Origin of the sequence: Neorhizobium galegae, from assembly GCF_017877135.1 — a bacterium.
GTDB lineage: Bacteria > Pseudomonadota > Alphaproteobacteria > Rhizobiales > Rhizobiaceae > Neorhizobium > Neorhizobium galegae_A.
Genome location: NZ_JAGIPH010000003.1, coordinates 445,196 through 460,292, shown reverse-complemented (window position 1 = coordinate 460,292; position 15,097 = coordinate 445,196). Strand labels below are relative to the sequence as shown.

At 62.2% G+C, this 15,097-nt stretch carries 14 protein-coding genes; 7 read left to right on the top strand and 7 right to left on the bottom strand.

Features of this window, described 5'->3' with window-relative positions; all coding sequences use genetic code 11:
• Position 1: 1 nt before the first annotated feature.
• From J2858_RS12445 to uvrA, 3 genes are read right to left on the bottom strand one after another with little or no spacing between them, the layout of a single operon-like run.
• Positions 2-538 carry a GNAT family N-acetyltransferase gene (locus J2858_RS12445; RefSeq protein ID WP_210105115.1) on the bottom strand — a complete coding sequence of 179 codons (537 nt, stop codon included), beginning with the start codon at positions 536-538 and terminating at the stop codon, positions 2-4.
• Complete coding sequence (locus J2858_RS12440) at positions 538-1,344, bottom strand: DUF72 domain-containing protein (RefSeq protein ID WP_210105114.1); 807 nt, start codon at positions 1,342-1,344, stop codon at positions 538-540. The genes J2858_RS12445 and J2858_RS12440 overlap by 1 nt, the downstream gene beginning before the upstream one ends.
• A 43-nt stretch (positions 1,345-1,387) precedes the next feature.
• The gene (uvrA, locus tag J2858_RS12435) at positions 1,388-4,309 is read right to left on the bottom strand and encodes an excinuclease ABC subunit UvrA (RefSeq protein WP_210105113.1); all 2,922 of its coding nucleotides are present in this window, start codon (positions 4,307-4,309) and stop codon (positions 1,388-1,390) included.
• A 266-nt stretch (positions 4,310-4,575) separates the two neighbouring features.
• On the opposite strand from uvrA, the gene J2858_RS12430 reads away from it, so the two are divergent.
• Positions 4,576-5,112 (top strand): single-stranded DNA-binding protein, encoded by a 537-nt coding sequence (locus tag J2858_RS12430; protein WP_210105112.1) that lies wholly within the window; start codon positions 4,576-4,578, stop codon positions 5,110-5,112.
• A 26-nt stretch (positions 5,113-5,138) separates the two neighbouring features.
• On the opposite strand, the gene J2858_RS12425 is transcribed toward J2858_RS12430, so the two are convergent.
• Together J2858_RS12425 and J2858_RS12420 are read right to left on the bottom strand one after the other, a co-directional pair.
• Positions 5,139-6,314 carry an HPP family protein gene (locus J2858_RS12425; protein ID WP_432443350.1) on the bottom strand — a complete coding sequence of 392 codons (1,176 nt, stop codon included), beginning with the start codon at positions 6,312-6,314 and terminating at the stop codon, positions 5,139-5,141.
• A 100-nt stretch (positions 6,315-6,414) separates the two neighbouring features.
• On the bottom strand, positions 6,415-7,044 hold the full coding sequence (locus tag J2858_RS12420) for a MarC family protein (RefSeq protein WP_210105110.1): 630 nt from the start codon (positions 7,042-7,044) through the stop codon (positions 6,415-6,417).
• Positions 7,045-7,251: 207 nt separating this feature from the next.
• Here J2858_RS12420 and gyrA point away from each other — a divergent pair, with 207 nt between their 5' ends.
• Positions 7,252-10,101: a DNA gyrase subunit A gene (gyrA, locus tag J2858_RS12415; RefSeq protein WP_210105109.1), complete on the top strand. Its 2,850-nt coding sequence runs from the start codon at positions 7,252-7,254 to the stop codon at positions 10,099-10,101.
• Positions 10,102-10,351: 250 nt separating this feature from the next.
• Here gyrA and J2858_RS24245 read toward each other — a convergent pair whose 3' ends face one another.
• Entirely contained in the window at positions 10,352-10,486 is a 135-nt protein-coding gene (locus J2858_RS24245; protein ID WP_281067731.1) for a hypothetical protein, read from the bottom strand.
• 27 nt (positions 10,487-10,513) lie between these two features.
• Complete coding sequence (locus tag J2858_RS12410; protein ID WP_210105254.1) at positions 10,514-10,693, bottom strand: hypothetical protein; 180 nt, start codon at positions 10,691-10,693, stop codon at positions 10,514-10,516.
• Between the two features lie 392 nt (positions 10,694-11,085).
• On the opposite strand from J2858_RS12410, the gene coaD reads away from it, so the two are divergent.
• From coaD to tgt, 5 genes are all read left to right on the top strand, one after another.
• On the top strand, positions 11,086-11,580 hold the full coding sequence (gene coaD / locus J2858_RS12405; RefSeq protein ID WP_210105108.1) for a pantetheine-phosphate adenylyltransferase: 495 nt from the start codon (positions 11,086-11,088) through the stop codon (positions 11,578-11,580).
• A gap of 29 nt (positions 11,581-11,609) precedes the next feature.
• Positions 11,610-12,176, top strand: coding sequence for a peptidylprolyl isomerase (locus J2858_RS12400; protein ID WP_210105107.1), 567 nt, complete (start codon positions 11,610-11,612; stop codon positions 12,174-12,176).
• A gap of 32 nt (positions 12,177-12,208) precedes the next feature.
• Positions 12,209-12,724 carry a peptidylprolyl isomerase gene (locus J2858_RS12395; protein WP_210105106.1) on the top strand — a complete coding sequence of 172 codons (516 nt, stop codon included), beginning with the start codon at positions 12,209-12,211 and terminating at the stop codon, positions 12,722-12,724.
• 139 nt (positions 12,725-12,863) lie between these two features.
• The gene (gene queA / locus J2858_RS12390; protein WP_210105105.1) at positions 12,864-13,955 is read left to right on the top strand and encodes a tRNA preQ1(34) S-adenosylmethionine ribosyltransferase-isomerase QueA; all 1,092 of its coding nucleotides are present in this window, start codon (positions 12,864-12,866) and stop codon (positions 13,953-13,955) included.
• Entirely contained in the window at positions 13,952-15,076 is a 1,125-nt protein-coding gene (gene tgt / locus J2858_RS12385) for a tRNA guanosine(34) transglycosylase Tgt (RefSeq protein WP_210105104.1), read from the top strand. The genes queA and tgt overlap by 4 nt, the downstream gene beginning before the upstream one ends.
• The last annotated feature ends 21 nt before the right edge of the window (positions 15,077-15,097 follow it).

Here is a 15,097-nt window from a genome sequence, read left to right as displayed (position 1 = left end):
CTCAGGAAAAATCAAGGAGCATGGCAACCCGACGCAGCGGATCAATACCCATGCGCACCTCCCGGGCCACAATCTTTCCCAGGTGATCCGGACAGTCTTTTGCCTCGACAATGACAAAGCCGAAGCGCCGGTAGAAAGGCGCATTGAACGGCACCCAGCGATCCGTCGTCAGCGAAGCGCCGCGCAGGGGACGGACCTTTGCCGCCTCAAGCAGTGCCTCCAGCAATCGCGTGCCAAGACCCAGGCGCTGCCAGTCGGGATGGACATCCATTTCCGCCACATGCAGCCGATCGTGCAGAACCAGCCCACCCGCAAAGGCAACCGGTCTTTCGGCATCAAAGGCGGCCAGCAAAAAGCCTGAGTCGCAATAGGCTTGCAGATCGTCCTTGGCGCTTACCACCGGTTCGCCCGCCACCCCGCCCGCAGCCGCGAGCGATGCGAAGGCTGCTCTTTCAATCGTCTGCAGATCGGCAAAGTTCGATGGACCTGCTTGCGCAATCCGAATGCGGGCGGCGCGGCCGGCCAACCCGTCCACCATCACTGCGCCACAGCCTTCTGCAGCAGACGGGCGCCGTTCGGCGCATTCACCTTACCGCCGGAGATGAAGAAGGCAAAGACGTCGCGCGGTTTTGCAGGCACCTGCCGGTCCGGCGCATGGAGCGCCAGATCGTCGGGCACCTTGCCCTCTGCATAGGTTTTCAACCGCTTTGCCCAGAGATCTATGTCTTTCGGCGGGTAGCAGCTTGGCATGTCGTCCGTTCCCTTCTGCAGGCGCGCATAGACGAAGTCGGCTGTCACATCGGCAAACATCGGATAGTCGGCATGATCGGCGCAGACGGCAGCCACCTGATATTTCGACAGGAGCGCCACGCATTCCGGCGTGCAGAAACTCTCATGGCGCGGCTCCACCACATGGCGAAGCGGCAAGCCATCCAGCGTCTTCGGCAGTTGCTGCAGAAAGGCTTCGAAATCTTCCGGCTCGAATTTCTTCGTGCCCATGAACTGCCAGAGAATGGGGCCGAGATGGGACCCGAGTTCGGCAATGCCCTGCTGCAGGAATTTTTCGATGGACGGACCCGCCTCCGCCAGCACCTTGCGATTGGTGCAATAGCGGCTGGCCTTCAGCGAGAACACAAAATTCTCCGGCACCTCCGCCGCCCATTTGGCGAATGTCGCCGGCTTCTGGCTGGAATAATAGGTACCGTTCACCTCGATGGCGGTGAGTTCACGGCTGGCAAATTCCAGCTGGCGCTTCTTTGTGAGCTTTTCCGGATAGAACGTGCCCTCCCAGGGATCGAAGGTCCAGCCGCCGATGCCGGTGCGGATGATGCCGGATGTACTCATGCGTTGGCCTTTCGATCAATGGGCTGGGTCCGGCGGCAGATCCTTATTCCGCCGCCTCGATTTTCTGAACGGGCCGGCGCTCCAGGAGATCCTTGAGGAACTGGCCCGTATAGGAGCGCTTTTCCTTCACGATGGCTTCCGGCGTTCCCGTTGCGACCACTTCGCCGCCGCCGGTTCCGCCTTCCGGGCCGATATCGATGACCCAGTCGGCCGTCTTGATGACTTCGAGATTGTGCTCGATGACGACGACCGAATTGCCTTGGTTGACCAGTTCGTGCAGCATTTCCAGGAGCTTTGCCACATCGTGGAAGTGAAGCCCTGTCGTCGGTTCGTCGAGGATGTAGAGCGTGCGGCCGGTCGAGCGTTTCGAGAGTTCCTTGGCAAGCTTCACGCGCTGCGCCTCGCCGCCCGAGAGCGTATTGGCCTGCTGGCCGACCTTGATATAGCCAAGCCCCACATCAAACAGCGCCTGCAGCTTGTCGCGCACGGCCGGCACTGCCGAGAAGAAGTCGACGCCTTCCTCCACCGTCATGTCGAGCACGTCGGCGATCGACTTGCCCTTGAAGGTGACATCGAGCGTCTCGCGATTGTAGCGCTTGCCATGGCAGACGTCGCAGGTGACATAGACATCCGGCAGGAAGTGCATCTCGATCTTGATCACGCCATCGCCCTGGCAGGCTTCGCAGCGGCCCCCCTTGACGTTGAACGAGAAGCGGCCGGGCTGATAGCCGCGGGCCTTTGCCTCCGGCAGGCCGGAAAACCAGTCGCGGATCGGCGTGAAAGCACCGGTATAGGTCGCCGGGTTGGAGCGCGGCGTGCGCCCGATCGGCGACTGGTCGATGTCGATCACCTTGTCGATGAATTCGAAACCGTCGATGCGGTCGTGGTCGGCCGGAATTTCCCGGGCACCCATGACGCGCCGCGCCGCCGCCTTGTAGAGCGTTTCGATGAGGAAGGTCGATTTTCCGCCGCCGGACACGCCGGTGACGGCCGTGAAAAGCCCGAGCGGCACCGCCGCCGTGACATTTTTCAGGTTGTTGCCCCGGGCGCCGACCACCTTGATCTCGCGACCCTTCTTCGGCTTGCGCCGCTCAGCCGGCACGGGAACGCCGAGCTCGCCGGACAGATATTTGCCCGTCAGCGATTTCGGATGCGCCATCACCTCCTGCGGCGTGCCGGCGGCAATCACCTCGCCACCATGGATGCCGGCGGCCGGACCGATATCGACAACATAGTCGGCCGTCAGGATCGCATCCTCGTCATGCTCCACCACCAGCACCGTATTGCCGATGTCGCGCAGGTGTTTCAGCGTGTCGAGAAGACGGGCATTGTCGCGCTGGTGCAGGCCGATCGAGGGTTCGTCCAGCACGTAGAGCACGCCGGTCAGACCCGAGCCGATCTGCGAGGCAAGTCGGATGCGCTGGCTTTCACCGCCGGACAGCGTGCCGGAATTGCGCGAGAGGCTGAGATAATCGAGCCCGACGTCGTTGAGGAACCGCAGGCGTTCGCGGATCTCCTTGAGAATACGCACGGCAATCTCGTTCTGCTTGGACGTCAGACGCTCCGGCAGGTCCTCGAACCAGTCGCGCGCCACCTTGATCGACATCTGCGTGACTTCGCCGATGTGCAGCTTGTCGATCTTCACCGCAAGCGCTTCCGGCTTCAGGCGAAAGCCGTTGCAGGCCGGGCAGGGGGCCGCCGACATGTAGCGCTCGATCTCCTCGCGCGCCCAGGCGCTGTCGGTTTCCTTCCAGCGGCGCTCGAGATTCGGCACGATGCCTTCGAAATTCTTCGTCGTCTTGTAGGCGCGGGCGCCATCGACATAGTGAAATTCGATTTTTTCGTCGGTGCCGTGCAGGATGGCGCTCTGCGCCTCCTTCGACAGCTTCGCCCAGCGGTCGGACAGCTTGAAGCCATAGACCTTGCCGAGGCCCTCGAGCGTCTGGTTGTAATAGGGCGAGGAGGATTTGGCCCAGGGCGCAATCGCGCCGTCCTTCAGCGTGCGCTCCGGCTCCGGCACGATGAGTGCCTCATCCACCTTCTGCTGCGAGCCCAGACCATCGCAGGTCGGGCAGGCGCCAAACGGGTTGTTGAAGGAAAACAGCCGCGGCTCGATCTCCGGAATGGTGAAGCCGGAAACGGGGCAGGCGAATTTTTCCGAAAACAGAACCCGCTCGTGGGTTTCGTTGAGTGATTTGTTGGCCGAGCCGCCAGCAGAGGTTTCCTCCGGCGGCAGCGGCTTGTCGGCAAATTCGGCAATCGCCAAGCCGTCCGCCAGTCTCAGGCACGTTTCCAGACTGTCGGCCAGACGCGCGCCGATATCGGAGCGCACCACGACGCGGTCGACCACCACGTCGATATCGTGCTTGTATTTCTTGTCGAGCGTCGGGGCTTCGGCGATCTCGTAGAAGGTGCCATCCACCTTCACGCGCTGAAAGCCCTTCTTCATCAGGTCGGCGAGTTCCTTCTTGTACTCGCCCTTGCGGCCGCGCACGAGCGGCGCGAGAATGTAGAGACGGGTGCCTTCCTCGAAGGCGAGAACCCGGTCCACCATCTGGCTCACCGTCTGGCTTTCGATGGGAAGGCCGGTGGCGGGCGAATAGGGCACGCCGACGCGCGCAAACAGAAGGCGCATATAGTCGTAGATTTCGGTGACGGTGCCGACCGTCGACCGCGGGTTTTTCGACGTGGTTTTCTGCTCGATGGAAATGGCTGGCGACAGGCCGTCGATCTGGTCGACATCCGGTTTCTGCATCATTTCCAGGAACTGGCGCGCATAGGCCGACAGGCTCTCGACATAGCGCCGCTGGCCTTCCGCATAAATGGTGTCGAAGGCCAGGGATGATTTTCCCGATCCGGACAGGCCGGTCATCACGATCAGGCTGTTGCGGGGCAGGTCGAGATCGATGCCCTTGAGATTGTGCTCGCGGGCGCCGCGAATGGAAATCGTCTTGAGTTCGCTCATCGTGAAAAAGGCTCTGTGGGAGGACAAGTCCCTTATCTAGTGATCCATCGGCCGGTGTCGAGGCGAAAGGCGTTGCCGAGTGGCTTTTCGATTCGTGCTACGCATCCGGGCGTTGACAGGATCATAGCGGAATACTAGAACAAAGAAAGAACAAATTTGCTTGTGGATTACCGATCTCCAAAACCCATTCGCCGCCGGCAATGGGGTAGAGTGGGAAAGGTTTTTAAAATTCGCGTGCCGCATGCGGCAGCAGACAAGGTGAAAAAATGGCTGGCAGCGTCAACAAGGTAATTTTGATCGGCAATCTCGGCGCCGACCCGGAAATCCGTCGGACGCAGGACGGCCGGCCGATTGCCAACCTGCGTATCGCGACCTCTGAGACCTGGCGCGACCGCAACAGCGGCGAGCGCAAGGAAAAGACCGAGTGGCACAGCGTGGTGATCTTCAACGAAGGTCTCTGCAAGGTGGCAGAGCAATACCTGAAGAAGGGTGCGACGGTTTATATCGAAGGCCAGCTGCAGACCCGCAAATGGCAGGACCAGACCGGCAATGACCGCTATTCGACCGAAATCGTGCTGCAGGGTTTTAACTCCACGCTGACCATGCTGGGCGGCCGGGGTGAAGGTGGCGGGCAGGGCGCTGGCTTTGGTGGCGGCCGTTCTGGCGGCCAGCCCGCTGGCGGTGGTGATTTCGGTGGCGGCTACGGCGACGATTACGACCGTGCTCCCGCAAGCTCCGGCCGCGGTGGCCAGTCCTCCGGCGGCGGTTTCGCGCGCGATCTGGACGACGATATCCCGTTCTGATCGATCCGTTCTATCCGCGAACAAATTTACGCAACGGCCGGTGGAGGAGGGCTTCCGGCGGCCGTTTTGTCTTCCAGCATGGCCACCAGCGCATCGGATTGCGAGATGATGCCCGCAAGCCGGTTTCCGCCCCGCACGACGGGCAGATGGTGCAGGCCGCCTTCGGCAAAGGCGATAATGGCGTCGGCAATCGGCATATCGGCGCTGACCGTGCGCACGGGGGTCGTCATGATGTCCTTGACGGTATCATTGGGCGCCGATGCGCCCGCGAGCATCAGGCGAAGGCGCTGTCTGATGGCAATGCGCGGACGCCCCGCCACCCAGCGCGGCTTATGCAGGAAATCGCTCTGCGTGACGATACCGACAACCCTGGCCTGCTCGTCGGTGACGGGCAGAGCGTGGAACTGGTGGCGGCGCATCAGGGCGTAGGCTTCCTGGAGGCTGGTATCGGGCGCCACCGCCACGACATCGCGCGACATGATGCTGCCGCAGTCGGCATGCTGGGCGCGCCGGCGGTAGGAGCGCAGTTCCGTGCGCCGCAGGATGGTTTCCAGATCGCCCCGGTCGATATCCAAAAACCGGTCATAATCCTTCAGCACCTCATCAAGATCTTCCGCGAGAAAGCCGATACGGGCCAGAGGCGCGGGATCGGCCGTCGCATGGGCCTGCGGCGAGGCCTGGGGGCGGTGTGGGTAGAGGCCGCCGGTGAGGAGATGATAGGCGAGCGCGGACAGGAGAAGCAGCAGCGAACTGCCCAGAACGGGCCATAGCACGAAGCCGAAACCGAGGTTTTGTATGGCGCCGCCGCCGATCACGGCCGTGAGCGCCACGGCGCCGCCCGGTGGATGCAGGCAGCGGCAGGCCGACATCACCGCGATCGCAAGGCTGACGGCAAGTGCTGCGGCCATAACCGGGTCTGGCACGAGAAGGCAGGCGACGACCCCCATCAGCGCTGACAGGCCGTTTCCACCGATCACGGACCATGGCTGCGCCAGCGGACTGGAGGGAGCGGCAAACAGAAGCACCGCGGACGCCCCCATCGGCGCAATCAGCATGGGCGCCATCAGGCCCTGGCTGAGCGCAAAGGCACCGCCGAGCCCCGTGATCGCGATCCCGACAAGGGCGCCGAGTGAAGCACGGGTCCGCTCCTTGAGACTCAAGGGTGGCTGGGATGGCAGGAAACGCTGAAGATAGGCGGTTATTCTCATTGTGTATGCCTGGAAGAGTTGTAGAGGGCGTCGATAGCCGACGCAGATGAGCGCCCGGTCGGCCGGCGCGGGGATGAAGGCGGGCCTTGGTTTGTCAGAGCACAAAGGCCGATTTGACGCCATCCACGACAAACTGTGCTGAGAGCGCAGCCAGCAGTACGCCGAGCAGACGCGTGAGAACGGCACGACCGGAGACGCCGAGATACCGGTCCAGCCGGTCGGCGATCATCAGCGCGATGAGAACGGTCGCCATGGCCATGGCCAGCATCAGAATGAGAACGGCCCGGTCGAGCGGTTGGGCAAAGGAGCCGGCAAGCAGCACGGTCGCGGAAATGGCGCCCGGTCCGGCGATCAGCGGCAGGGCGAGCGGAAATACGGCGATGTTCTGGATATGGTCGATGGTGATGGCCGTCTTGGAGGTTTCTTCCTTGCGGTCGTTGCGCTTCTGGAAAATCATCTCGAAGGCGATCCAGAATAACAGCATGCCGCCAGAAATGCGGAAGGCCCCCATCGAAATGCCGAGCAGCGACAGGATGCCGGCGCCGAAGACGGCAAACACCGCCAGAATGCAGAAGGCGATCAGCGAGCCGCGCCAGGCGACCTGGCGTCGCTGCGCCCGCGTCAAGCCGGCGGTGAGGCCAAGGAAGATCGGCGCCAGCCCCGGCGGATCGAGGGTGACCAGCAGCGTCGTAAACGCGCTCATGATGGTATCTGCGCTCGCCATCTGTCTTCCCCCTCACGCCGCTTGCGGCGGCCCATTAACATTGTTAGGACAGTTGCGCGGGCGAGGAAAGTTCCAGATGCGCAGTCTTTCGTGCATCTGCCCCGCAAACGTCGCAAAAGCCTGTTCAAAACCTGCCGGTAAATTGGCGTTGAACCGGCCTTTCGGCTATACAGAACCAACTGATTCCGAACAGAGATCGTATCCGATTTGACTGAGCAGAGCACCCCCGGCGGCGGAAAGCTGCCCCCCGGCATCGAACCTATTTCCATCATGGAGGAGATGCAGCGGTCCTATCTCGATTACGCCATGAGCGTGATCGTGAGCCGCGCGCTGCCCGATGTGCGTGACGGTTTGAAGCCGGTTCATCGACGCATCCTTTACGGGATGAATGAACTCGGCCTGGACTGGAACAAGAAATACGTCAAGTCGGCGCGCGTGACCGGTGACGTGATGGGTAAATACCATCCGCACGGCGATTCCGCGATTTATGACGCCTTGGCCCGCATGGCGCAGGACTGGTCGCTGCGCATGCCGCTGATCGACGGTCAGGGCAATTTCGGCTCGATCGACGGCGATCCGCCGGCCGCCCAGCGCTACACGGAATGCCGCCTGCAGAAGGTGGCCCATGCGCTGCTCGACGATCTCGACAAGGAAACGGTCGATTTCCGCGACAACTACGACGGCACCATGTCGGAGCCCGTCGTCGTGCCGGCAAAGTTCCCCAATCTGCTCGTCAATGGGGCCGGCGGCATCGCGGTCGGCATGGCGACGAATATTCCGCCGCACAATCTGTCCGAAGTGATCGACGGCGTCATCGCCATCATCGACAATCCGGCCATCGAGCTGCCGGAACTGATGCAGATCATTCCCGGCCCCGACTTTCCGACCGGCGCGCTGATCCTCGGTCGTTCCGGCATCAAGGCCGCCTACGAGACCGGCCGCGGCTCGGTCATCATGCGCGGGCGCGCCCGCGTTGAGCCAATGCGCGGCGACCGCGAGCAGATCATCATCGACGAGGTTCCCTACCAGGTGAACAAGGCGACGATGATCGAAAAGATCGCCGAACTCGTGCGCGAAAAGCGCGTCGAAGGCATTTCGGATCTGCGCGACGAAAGCGACCGCCAGGGCTACCGCGTCGTCATCGAGCTGAAGCGCGATGCCAATGCCGATGTGATCCTCAACCAGCTTTACCGCTATACCCCGCTGCAGACCTCTTTCGGCTGCAACATGGTGGCGTTGAACGGCGGCAAGCCGGAACAGCTGACGCTGATCGACATGCTGCGGGCCTTCGCCGTCTTCCGCGAGGAAGTGGTTAGCCGGCGAACCAAGTATCTTCTGCGCAAGGCGCGCGACCGTGCCCACGTCTTGGTGGGCCTTGCAATTTCGGTTGCCAATATCGACGAGATCATCAGCCTGATCCGCCGTGCACCCGATCCGCAGACGGCGCGCGAGCAGTTGATGACCCGCCGCTGGCCGGCCATGGATGTCGAGGCCCTGATCCGCCTCATCGACGATCCGCGTCACCGCATCAACGAGGACGGCACATATAATCTGTCCGAAGAGCAGGCGCGCGCCATTCTGGAACTGCGCCTGGCGCGCCTTACCGCGCTTGGCCGCGACGAAATCAGCGACGAATTGAACAAGATCGGCGCCGAAATCAGCGATTATCTCGATATTCTGTCTTCGCGCCTGCGCATCCAGACCATCGTCAAGGACGAGCTGATCGCCGTGCGCGACGAGTTCGGCACGCCGCGCCGCACCGTCATCATGGACGGCGGTCCGGACATGGACGACGAGGACCTGATCGCCCGCGAGGACATGGTCGTGACCGTGTCGCATCTCGGCTATATCAAGCGCGTGCCACTCACCACCTATCGCGCCCAGCGCCGCGGCGGCAAGGGTCGCTCGGGCATGGCAACCCGGGATACGGATTTCGTTACCCGGCTATTTGTTGCCAATACCCATACGCCGGTTCTGTTCTTTTCCTCGCGCGGCATCGTCTACAAGGAAAAGGTCTGGCGCCTGCCGGTCGGCACGCCGCAATCGCGCGGCAAGGCGCTCATCAACATGCTGCCGCTGGAAGCCGGCGAACGCATCACCACCATCATGCCGCTGCCGGAGGACGAAAAGAGCTGGGAGAACCTCGACGTGATGTTCTCCACGACGCGCGGAACCGTGCGCCGCAACAAGCTGTCGGACTTCATCCAAGTGAACCGCAACGGCAAGATCGCCATGAAGCTTGAAGAGGAGGGCGATGAAATCCTCTCCGTCGAGACCTGCAATGGGGCAGGCGCTGCCGATAACGATGCCGGCGACGACGTGCTGCTGACGACCGCGCTTGGCCAAGCCATCCGCTTCCCGGTCGATGAAGTGCGCGTCTTTGCCGGCCGCAATTCCATCGGCGTGCGCGGCATTACGCTGGCGCCCGGCGACCGCATCATCTCGATGACCATCGTCGGCCATGTGGATGCCGAACCGTGGGAGCGGGCCGCCTATCTGAAGCGGTCGGCTGCCGAACGTCGTGCCAGCGGTGTTGATGAAGACGATATCGCTCTGGTCGGTGAAGAGGTCGGCGAAGTCGGCGAGCTGAAGGAAGAGCGCTATCAGGAACTGAAGGCGCGCGAGCAGTTCGTGCTGACGATCTCGGAAAAGGGCATCGGCAAGCGCTCGTCCACCTACGACTTCCGCACCTCCGGCCGCGGCGGCAAGGGCATCCGCGCCACCGATACGTCGAAGACGGCGGAAATCGGCGAACTGGTCGCCGCCTTCCCGGTCGAGGGCAAGGACCAGATCATGCTCGTCTCCGACGGCGGCCAGCTGATCCGCGTGCCCGTCGACGGCATCCGGATCGCCAGCCGCGCCACCAAGGGCGTCACCATCTTCTCCACCGCCAAGGATGAGAAGGTCGTGTCCGTCGAGCGCATCAGCGAGCCGGAAGGCGACGAGGAGGCCGCAGGCCTGCCGGAAGAGGTGTTGGCCGAGACCGGTGACCTTGGGGCAGCTGCACCGTCCGAAGACGGGGCATCCGGCGACGGCGATGAGGGGCAGGCCGAATAGGCTTTCTTCTCCGCACGAAATCCTGAAGGCTGGGCGACGGTTCGCCCAGCCTTTTTTGTTGACCTGACGGCGAGGGATGGGCGGACTGATCGGTGACTACTTCGCGGAAAAAACGCCATGAAAAAAGCCAGGGCTTTCGCCGCTGGCTTTTTCAAGACCGGGATCACCGGTCGGTCAGTCCTGGGAGCAGGTCTTCATTGCAGGATGGGTGGCTGTCGCCGCCTTCCCATCCGGTCGGCCAGCGCCTTTGTCAAAAGGCACTGTGGCGCCGGGCAAAATCGCGCAGGTTGGCGCGTTCACGCTTTAATTCCGTCACGGTGGAAGTCACAGTTGCCACAAACATGGTGCTGATCAGACCAGCAAGAACGATCAATGTGACGTACATATGCATTCCTTCCTTGACGGATGAAACTCAGTAGTACGGCTGCTCCATATAGCTGCCCGTCATCTGAGTATAGTGGACTTCGTTGACGTTGGATTTTCCCTGGTAGAGCGTGACCGTTGCAGTCATCATGACTGCAATGACTGCCGTCCACACCACATTGATCATCGTGATCGTATCCGGCATGGCAGTCTTTCTCTTGGCAAACATTTCCAACTTCCTTTTCGTTGACCAGAACGTACAATACGCTCATGGGTTCCACCCGATTTTGGCGGAACCTTACCGAGTGGCCTCTGAAGCCTGCCTGAAGACGCCGTTCATCTGGCGTTCAGGAATCGTTAAGGTTCAGCCCCGGCTGGCGTTAATCGCAAGGGCTTCAACCGCAGCGAGCGGAAGCATCTTGCGGATCATCAGGCTCGCCAGCCTTGTTTTCATTCATCTTCGTGACACAAGAGGGTGTCGCGTCGTTTCGATGATGACAGTTAATCATGGATCGCCTGAAACGGCCTTGAACGCCGCGTTCATCTGTCGTTCATCGGGCTCACCGCTTGCGAACCGGCGGCTTCCGTGACACAAGGCGTCAAATCGCCAGGCGAGGTGCAATGCGGACAGCCTTCTATCCGGGATCTTTCGACCCCATGACGAACGGTCATCTGGATGTTCTCATCCAGGCGCTCAATGTTGCCGATGCGGTGACGGTGGCGATCGGCGTGCATCCCGGCAAGGTCCCGATGTTCAGTTTCGACGAGAGAGCGGATCTGATCCGCCAGTCCTTGTCCCACGCCCTGCCGGAACGGGCAGGGCAGTTGACGGTTGTTTCCTTCGACGGACTGGTGGTGGAGGCGGCGCGCCAGGCGGGCGCAAAACTTCTGATCCGTGGCCTCAGGGACGGCAGCGATCTAGACTACGAAATGCAGATGGCGGGCATGAACGCTGCCATGGCGCCGGATATCCAGACGGTGTTTCTGCCGGCCGGCACGGCCTCGCGGCCCATTACGGCCACATTGGTTCGCCAAATCGCGGCCATGGGCGGCGACGTGAAGGCCTTCGTGCCGGCTCCCGTTCTCGATGCCCTTTCCAGGAAGCTCAAGCGCTGAGGCGCCCAGTCCAACACGGAGTTCACCCGATGAAACTTCTCACCCTTGCCTTTGCCGGCGCCATGGCGGTCGCGTCCTTCGCATCGACGGCGCTTGCGGCCGCCGACGATTTCCTGACCATCCAGCTGAAGAGCGGACCGGTTGTCGTGCAGCTGATGCCGGAGGTTGCGCCCAAGCATGTGGCGCAGATCAAGAAGCTCGCGGCCGAAGGCAAGTACAACAATGTCGCCTTCCACCGCGTCATCGACGGCTTCATGGCCCAGACCGGTGACGTGCAGTTCGGCAATATGGAAAAGGGCTTTGATGCCCGCCGCGCCGGTACCGGCCAGTCTGACCTGCCGAATATTCCGGCCGAGTTTTCCAAGGTTCCGTTCGAGCGCGGCACTGTCGGCATGGCCCGTTCGCAGGATCCCAATTCCGCCAATTCGCAGTTCTTCATCATGTTCGACCAGGGCTCGTTCCTGAACGGGCAGTATACCGTCGTCGGCAAGGTCGTGTCGGGCATGGAAAATGTCGACAAGATCAAGCGCGGCCAGGGCGGCAATGGGGAAGTTTCAAGCCCCGACCGGATGATCAAGGTCACCGTCGGAAAATAAAGGGCGCGACGCCCGTCAAGAAGGAGAGAATCATGGCCGAGATCAAGGATCCGGAAAACACCATCATCCTGGAAACCACCAAGGGCCAGGTCGTCATCGCGCTGATGCCGGACCTTGCACCCGGTCACGTGGCCCGCATCAAGGAACTGGCCCGCGAAGGTGCGTATGACGGCGTCGTCTTCCACCGCGTCATCCCCGATTTCATGGCGCAGACCGGCGACGTGAAGTTCGGCAAGAAGGGCGGCGAAAGCTTCAACCCGGCCCGCGCCGGCATGGGCGGTTCCGACAAGCCGGACCTGAAGGCCGAATTCTCCGCCGTTCCGCACGTTCGCGGCACCTGCTCCATGGCCCGTTCGCAGAGCCCGAACTCGGCCAACTCGCAGTTCTTCATCTGCTTCACCGATGCGCCGTGGCTGAACAAGCAGTATTCCGTCTGGGGCCAGGTCATCGAGGGCATGGATGTCATCGACCAGGTCAAGAAGGGCGAGCCCGTCACCGACCCGGATTCGATCATCTCGATGAAGGTTGCGGCCGACATCGCAGCCTGATCCGGCGATCGCACGCATCATCGGGCGCTCCGGCTCTGCCGGGGCGCTTTTCTTTTGCCACATCTGGCAGTATCAGCGGCGCAAGCCCGCAAAGGCCAGAGGATATCAGCACGACAGCCAGGAGCATTCGGTTCAGACCATGCGCGTAGACCTGTTCGATTTCGACCTGCCGGAGGAAAACATTGCGCTGAGGCCGGCAAGCCCACGCGATAGCGCCCGCCTGCTCGTCGTCCAGCCGGACGGGGCGGCGGTGCTGCAGGATCACGTGGTGCGCGACCTGCCATCCTTCCTGCGCCCCGGCGATGCGCTGGTGTTCAACGATACCAAGGTCATTCCGGCGCAGCTGGAAGGTGTCCGCTCGCGCGAGGGCGCGCCGGATCTGCATGTTTCGGCAACGCTGCACATGCGCGTGGCGCCCGATGCCTGGAAGGCCTTTGCCAAGCCCGGCAAGCGGTTGAAGATCGGCGATCGCATCCGCTTCGGCCATTCCGGCGAAACCTGTGCGCTCGGCACGCTGGATGCGGTGCTGGAGGAAAAGGGCGAGGGCGGCGAGGTTCTGCTGCGCTTTGATCTTTCCGGCCCGGCGCTCGACGAGGCGATCATGTCCGTCGGGCACATTCCACTGCCGCCTTACATTGCTGCCAAGCGCCCGGAAGACGAGCAGGACAGCCGCGACTACCAGACGATCTATGCCCGCGAGGAGGGCGCCGTTGCTGCGCCGACCGCTGGCCTGCATTTCACACCCGACCTCTTTGCAGCGCTCGATTCTGCCGGCATCGAACGTCACTTCGTGACGCTTCATGTCGGCGCCGGCACCTTCCTGCCGGTCAAGGCGGACGACACGACCGAACACAAGATGCATTCCGAGATCGGATATGTGTCGGCTGCCACCGCCGCGGCGCTGAATGCGGTCAGAGCCCGGGGAGGGCGGATTGTCTCGGTCGGAACCACCTCGCTGCGGCTCCTCGAAAGTGCAGCGGAAGCCGATGGCACGCTGAAGGCCTGGTCCGGCGCGACCGATATCTTCATCACGCCCGGCTATCGTTTTCGGGCCGTCGATGTGCTGATGACCAATTTTCACCTGCCGCGCTCGACGCTCTTCATGCTGGTGTCGGCCTTTGCCGGCTTCGACACGATGACGCGCGCCTATGCCCATGCCATTTCCACGGGCTATCGCTTCTATTCCTATGGCGATTCCAGCCTGCTTTTCCGGAAGACCGACACCCCATGACCAGCGAAAACTTCCAGTTCACCCTGAAGGCCACCGACGGCAATGCGCGTCTGGGCGAGATTTCCATGCCGCGGGGCACCATCCGGACGCCAGCCTTCATGCCGGTTGGCACCGTCGGCACGGTGAAGGCCATGTATCTCGACCAAGTGCGGGAAGGCGGGGCCGACATCATCCTTGGCAATACCTACCACCTGATGCTGCGCCCGGGTCCTGAGCGCGTCGCCCGGCTTGGCGGCCTGCACGAACTGATCCGCTGGCCGGAACCGATCCTCACGGACAGCGGCGGTTTTCAGGTCATGTCGCTGTCCGGCCTTCGCAAGCTCGACGAGAAGGGCGTCACCTTCAAGAGCCATATCGATGGCAGCACGCACCACATGTCGCCGGAGCGCTCGATCGAGATCCAGGGCCTGCTCGATTCGGACATCCAGATGCAGCTTGACGAATGCGTGGCGCTGCCGGCGGAGCCCAAGGAGATCGAGCGGGCGATGGAGCTTTCGCTGCGCTGGGCCGAACGCTGCCGCGTGGCCTTTGGCGAACAGCCCGGCAAGGCGATGTTCGGCATCGTGCAGGGCGGCGACCAGCCTCACTTACGTGTACGTTCCGCCGAAGGACTGAAACAGCTCGACCTCAAGGGCTATGCGGTTGGCGGCCTTGCGGTCGGCGAGCCGCAGGCGGTCATGCTCGACATGCTGGGCATCACGCTGCCGGTGCTTCCCACCAGCAAGCCGCGCTATCTGATGGGCGTCGGCACGCCGGACGATATCATCAAGTCCGTCGCCAAGGGCATCGACATGTTCGATTGCGTGATGCCGACCCGTTCCGGCCGCCATGGTCTGGCCTTCACCCGCAAGGGCAAGGTCAATATCCGCAATGCCAAGCATGCCGAAGACATGCGCCCGCTCGACGATCAGTCGAGCTGCCCGGCAACGCGCGATTATTCCCGCGCCTACCTGCACCATCTCGTGCGCTCCAACGAGGCGCTGGGTGGCATGCTTTTGTCGTGGAACAACCTCTCCTACTATCAGGAACTGATGCAGGGCATCCGCGCGGCAATCGCGCAGGGACGCTATGAGGATTTCATGGCCGAGACGCAGGAAGCCTGGGCTCGCGGCGACGACTGACGGTGAAGGCGTGCGCCACGC

Coding starts and splice junctions, on each gene's coding strand:
- J2858_RS12445 (WP_210105115.1), bottom strand. CDS start 538: ATGGTGGACGGGTTGGCCGGCCGCGCCGCCCGCATTCGGATTGCGCAA.
- J2858_RS12440 (WP_210105114.1), bottom strand. CDS start 1,344: ATGAGTACATCCGGCATCATCCGCACCGGCATCGGCGGCTGGACCTTC.
- uvrA (WP_210105113.1), bottom strand. CDS start 4,309: ATGAGCGAACTCAAGACGATTTCCATTCGCGGCGCCCGCGAGCACAAT.
- J2858_RS12430 (WP_210105112.1), top strand. CDS start 4,576: ATGGCTGGCAGCGTCAACAAGGTAATTTTGATCGGCAATCTCGGCGCC.
- J2858_RS12420 (WP_210105110.1), bottom strand. CDS start 7,044: ATGGCGAGCGCAGATACCATCATGAGCGCGTTTACGACGCTGCTGGTC.
- J2858_RS24245 (WP_281067731.1), bottom strand. CDS start 10,486: ATGTACGTCACATTGATCGTTCTTGCTGGTCTGATCAGCACCATGTTT.
- J2858_RS12410 (WP_210105254.1), bottom strand. CDS start 10,693: ATGTTTGCCAAGAGAAAGACTGCCATGCCGGATACGATCACGATGATC.
- coaD (WP_210105108.1), top strand. CDS start 11,086: ATGCGGACAGCCTTCTATCCGGGATCTTTCGACCCCATGACGAACGGT.
- J2858_RS12400 (WP_210105107.1), top strand. CDS start 11,610: ATGAAACTTCTCACCCTTGCCTTTGCCGGCGCCATGGCGGTCGCGTCC.
- J2858_RS12395 (WP_210105106.1), top strand. CDS start 12,209: ATGGCCGAGATCAAGGATCCGGAAAACACCATCATCCTGGAAACCACC.
- queA (WP_210105105.1), top strand. CDS start 12,864: ATGCGCGTAGACCTGTTCGATTTCGACCTGCCGGAGGAAAACATTGCG.
- tgt (WP_210105104.1), top strand. CDS start 13,952: ATGACCAGCGAAAACTTCCAGTTCACCCTGAAGGCCACCGACGGCAAT.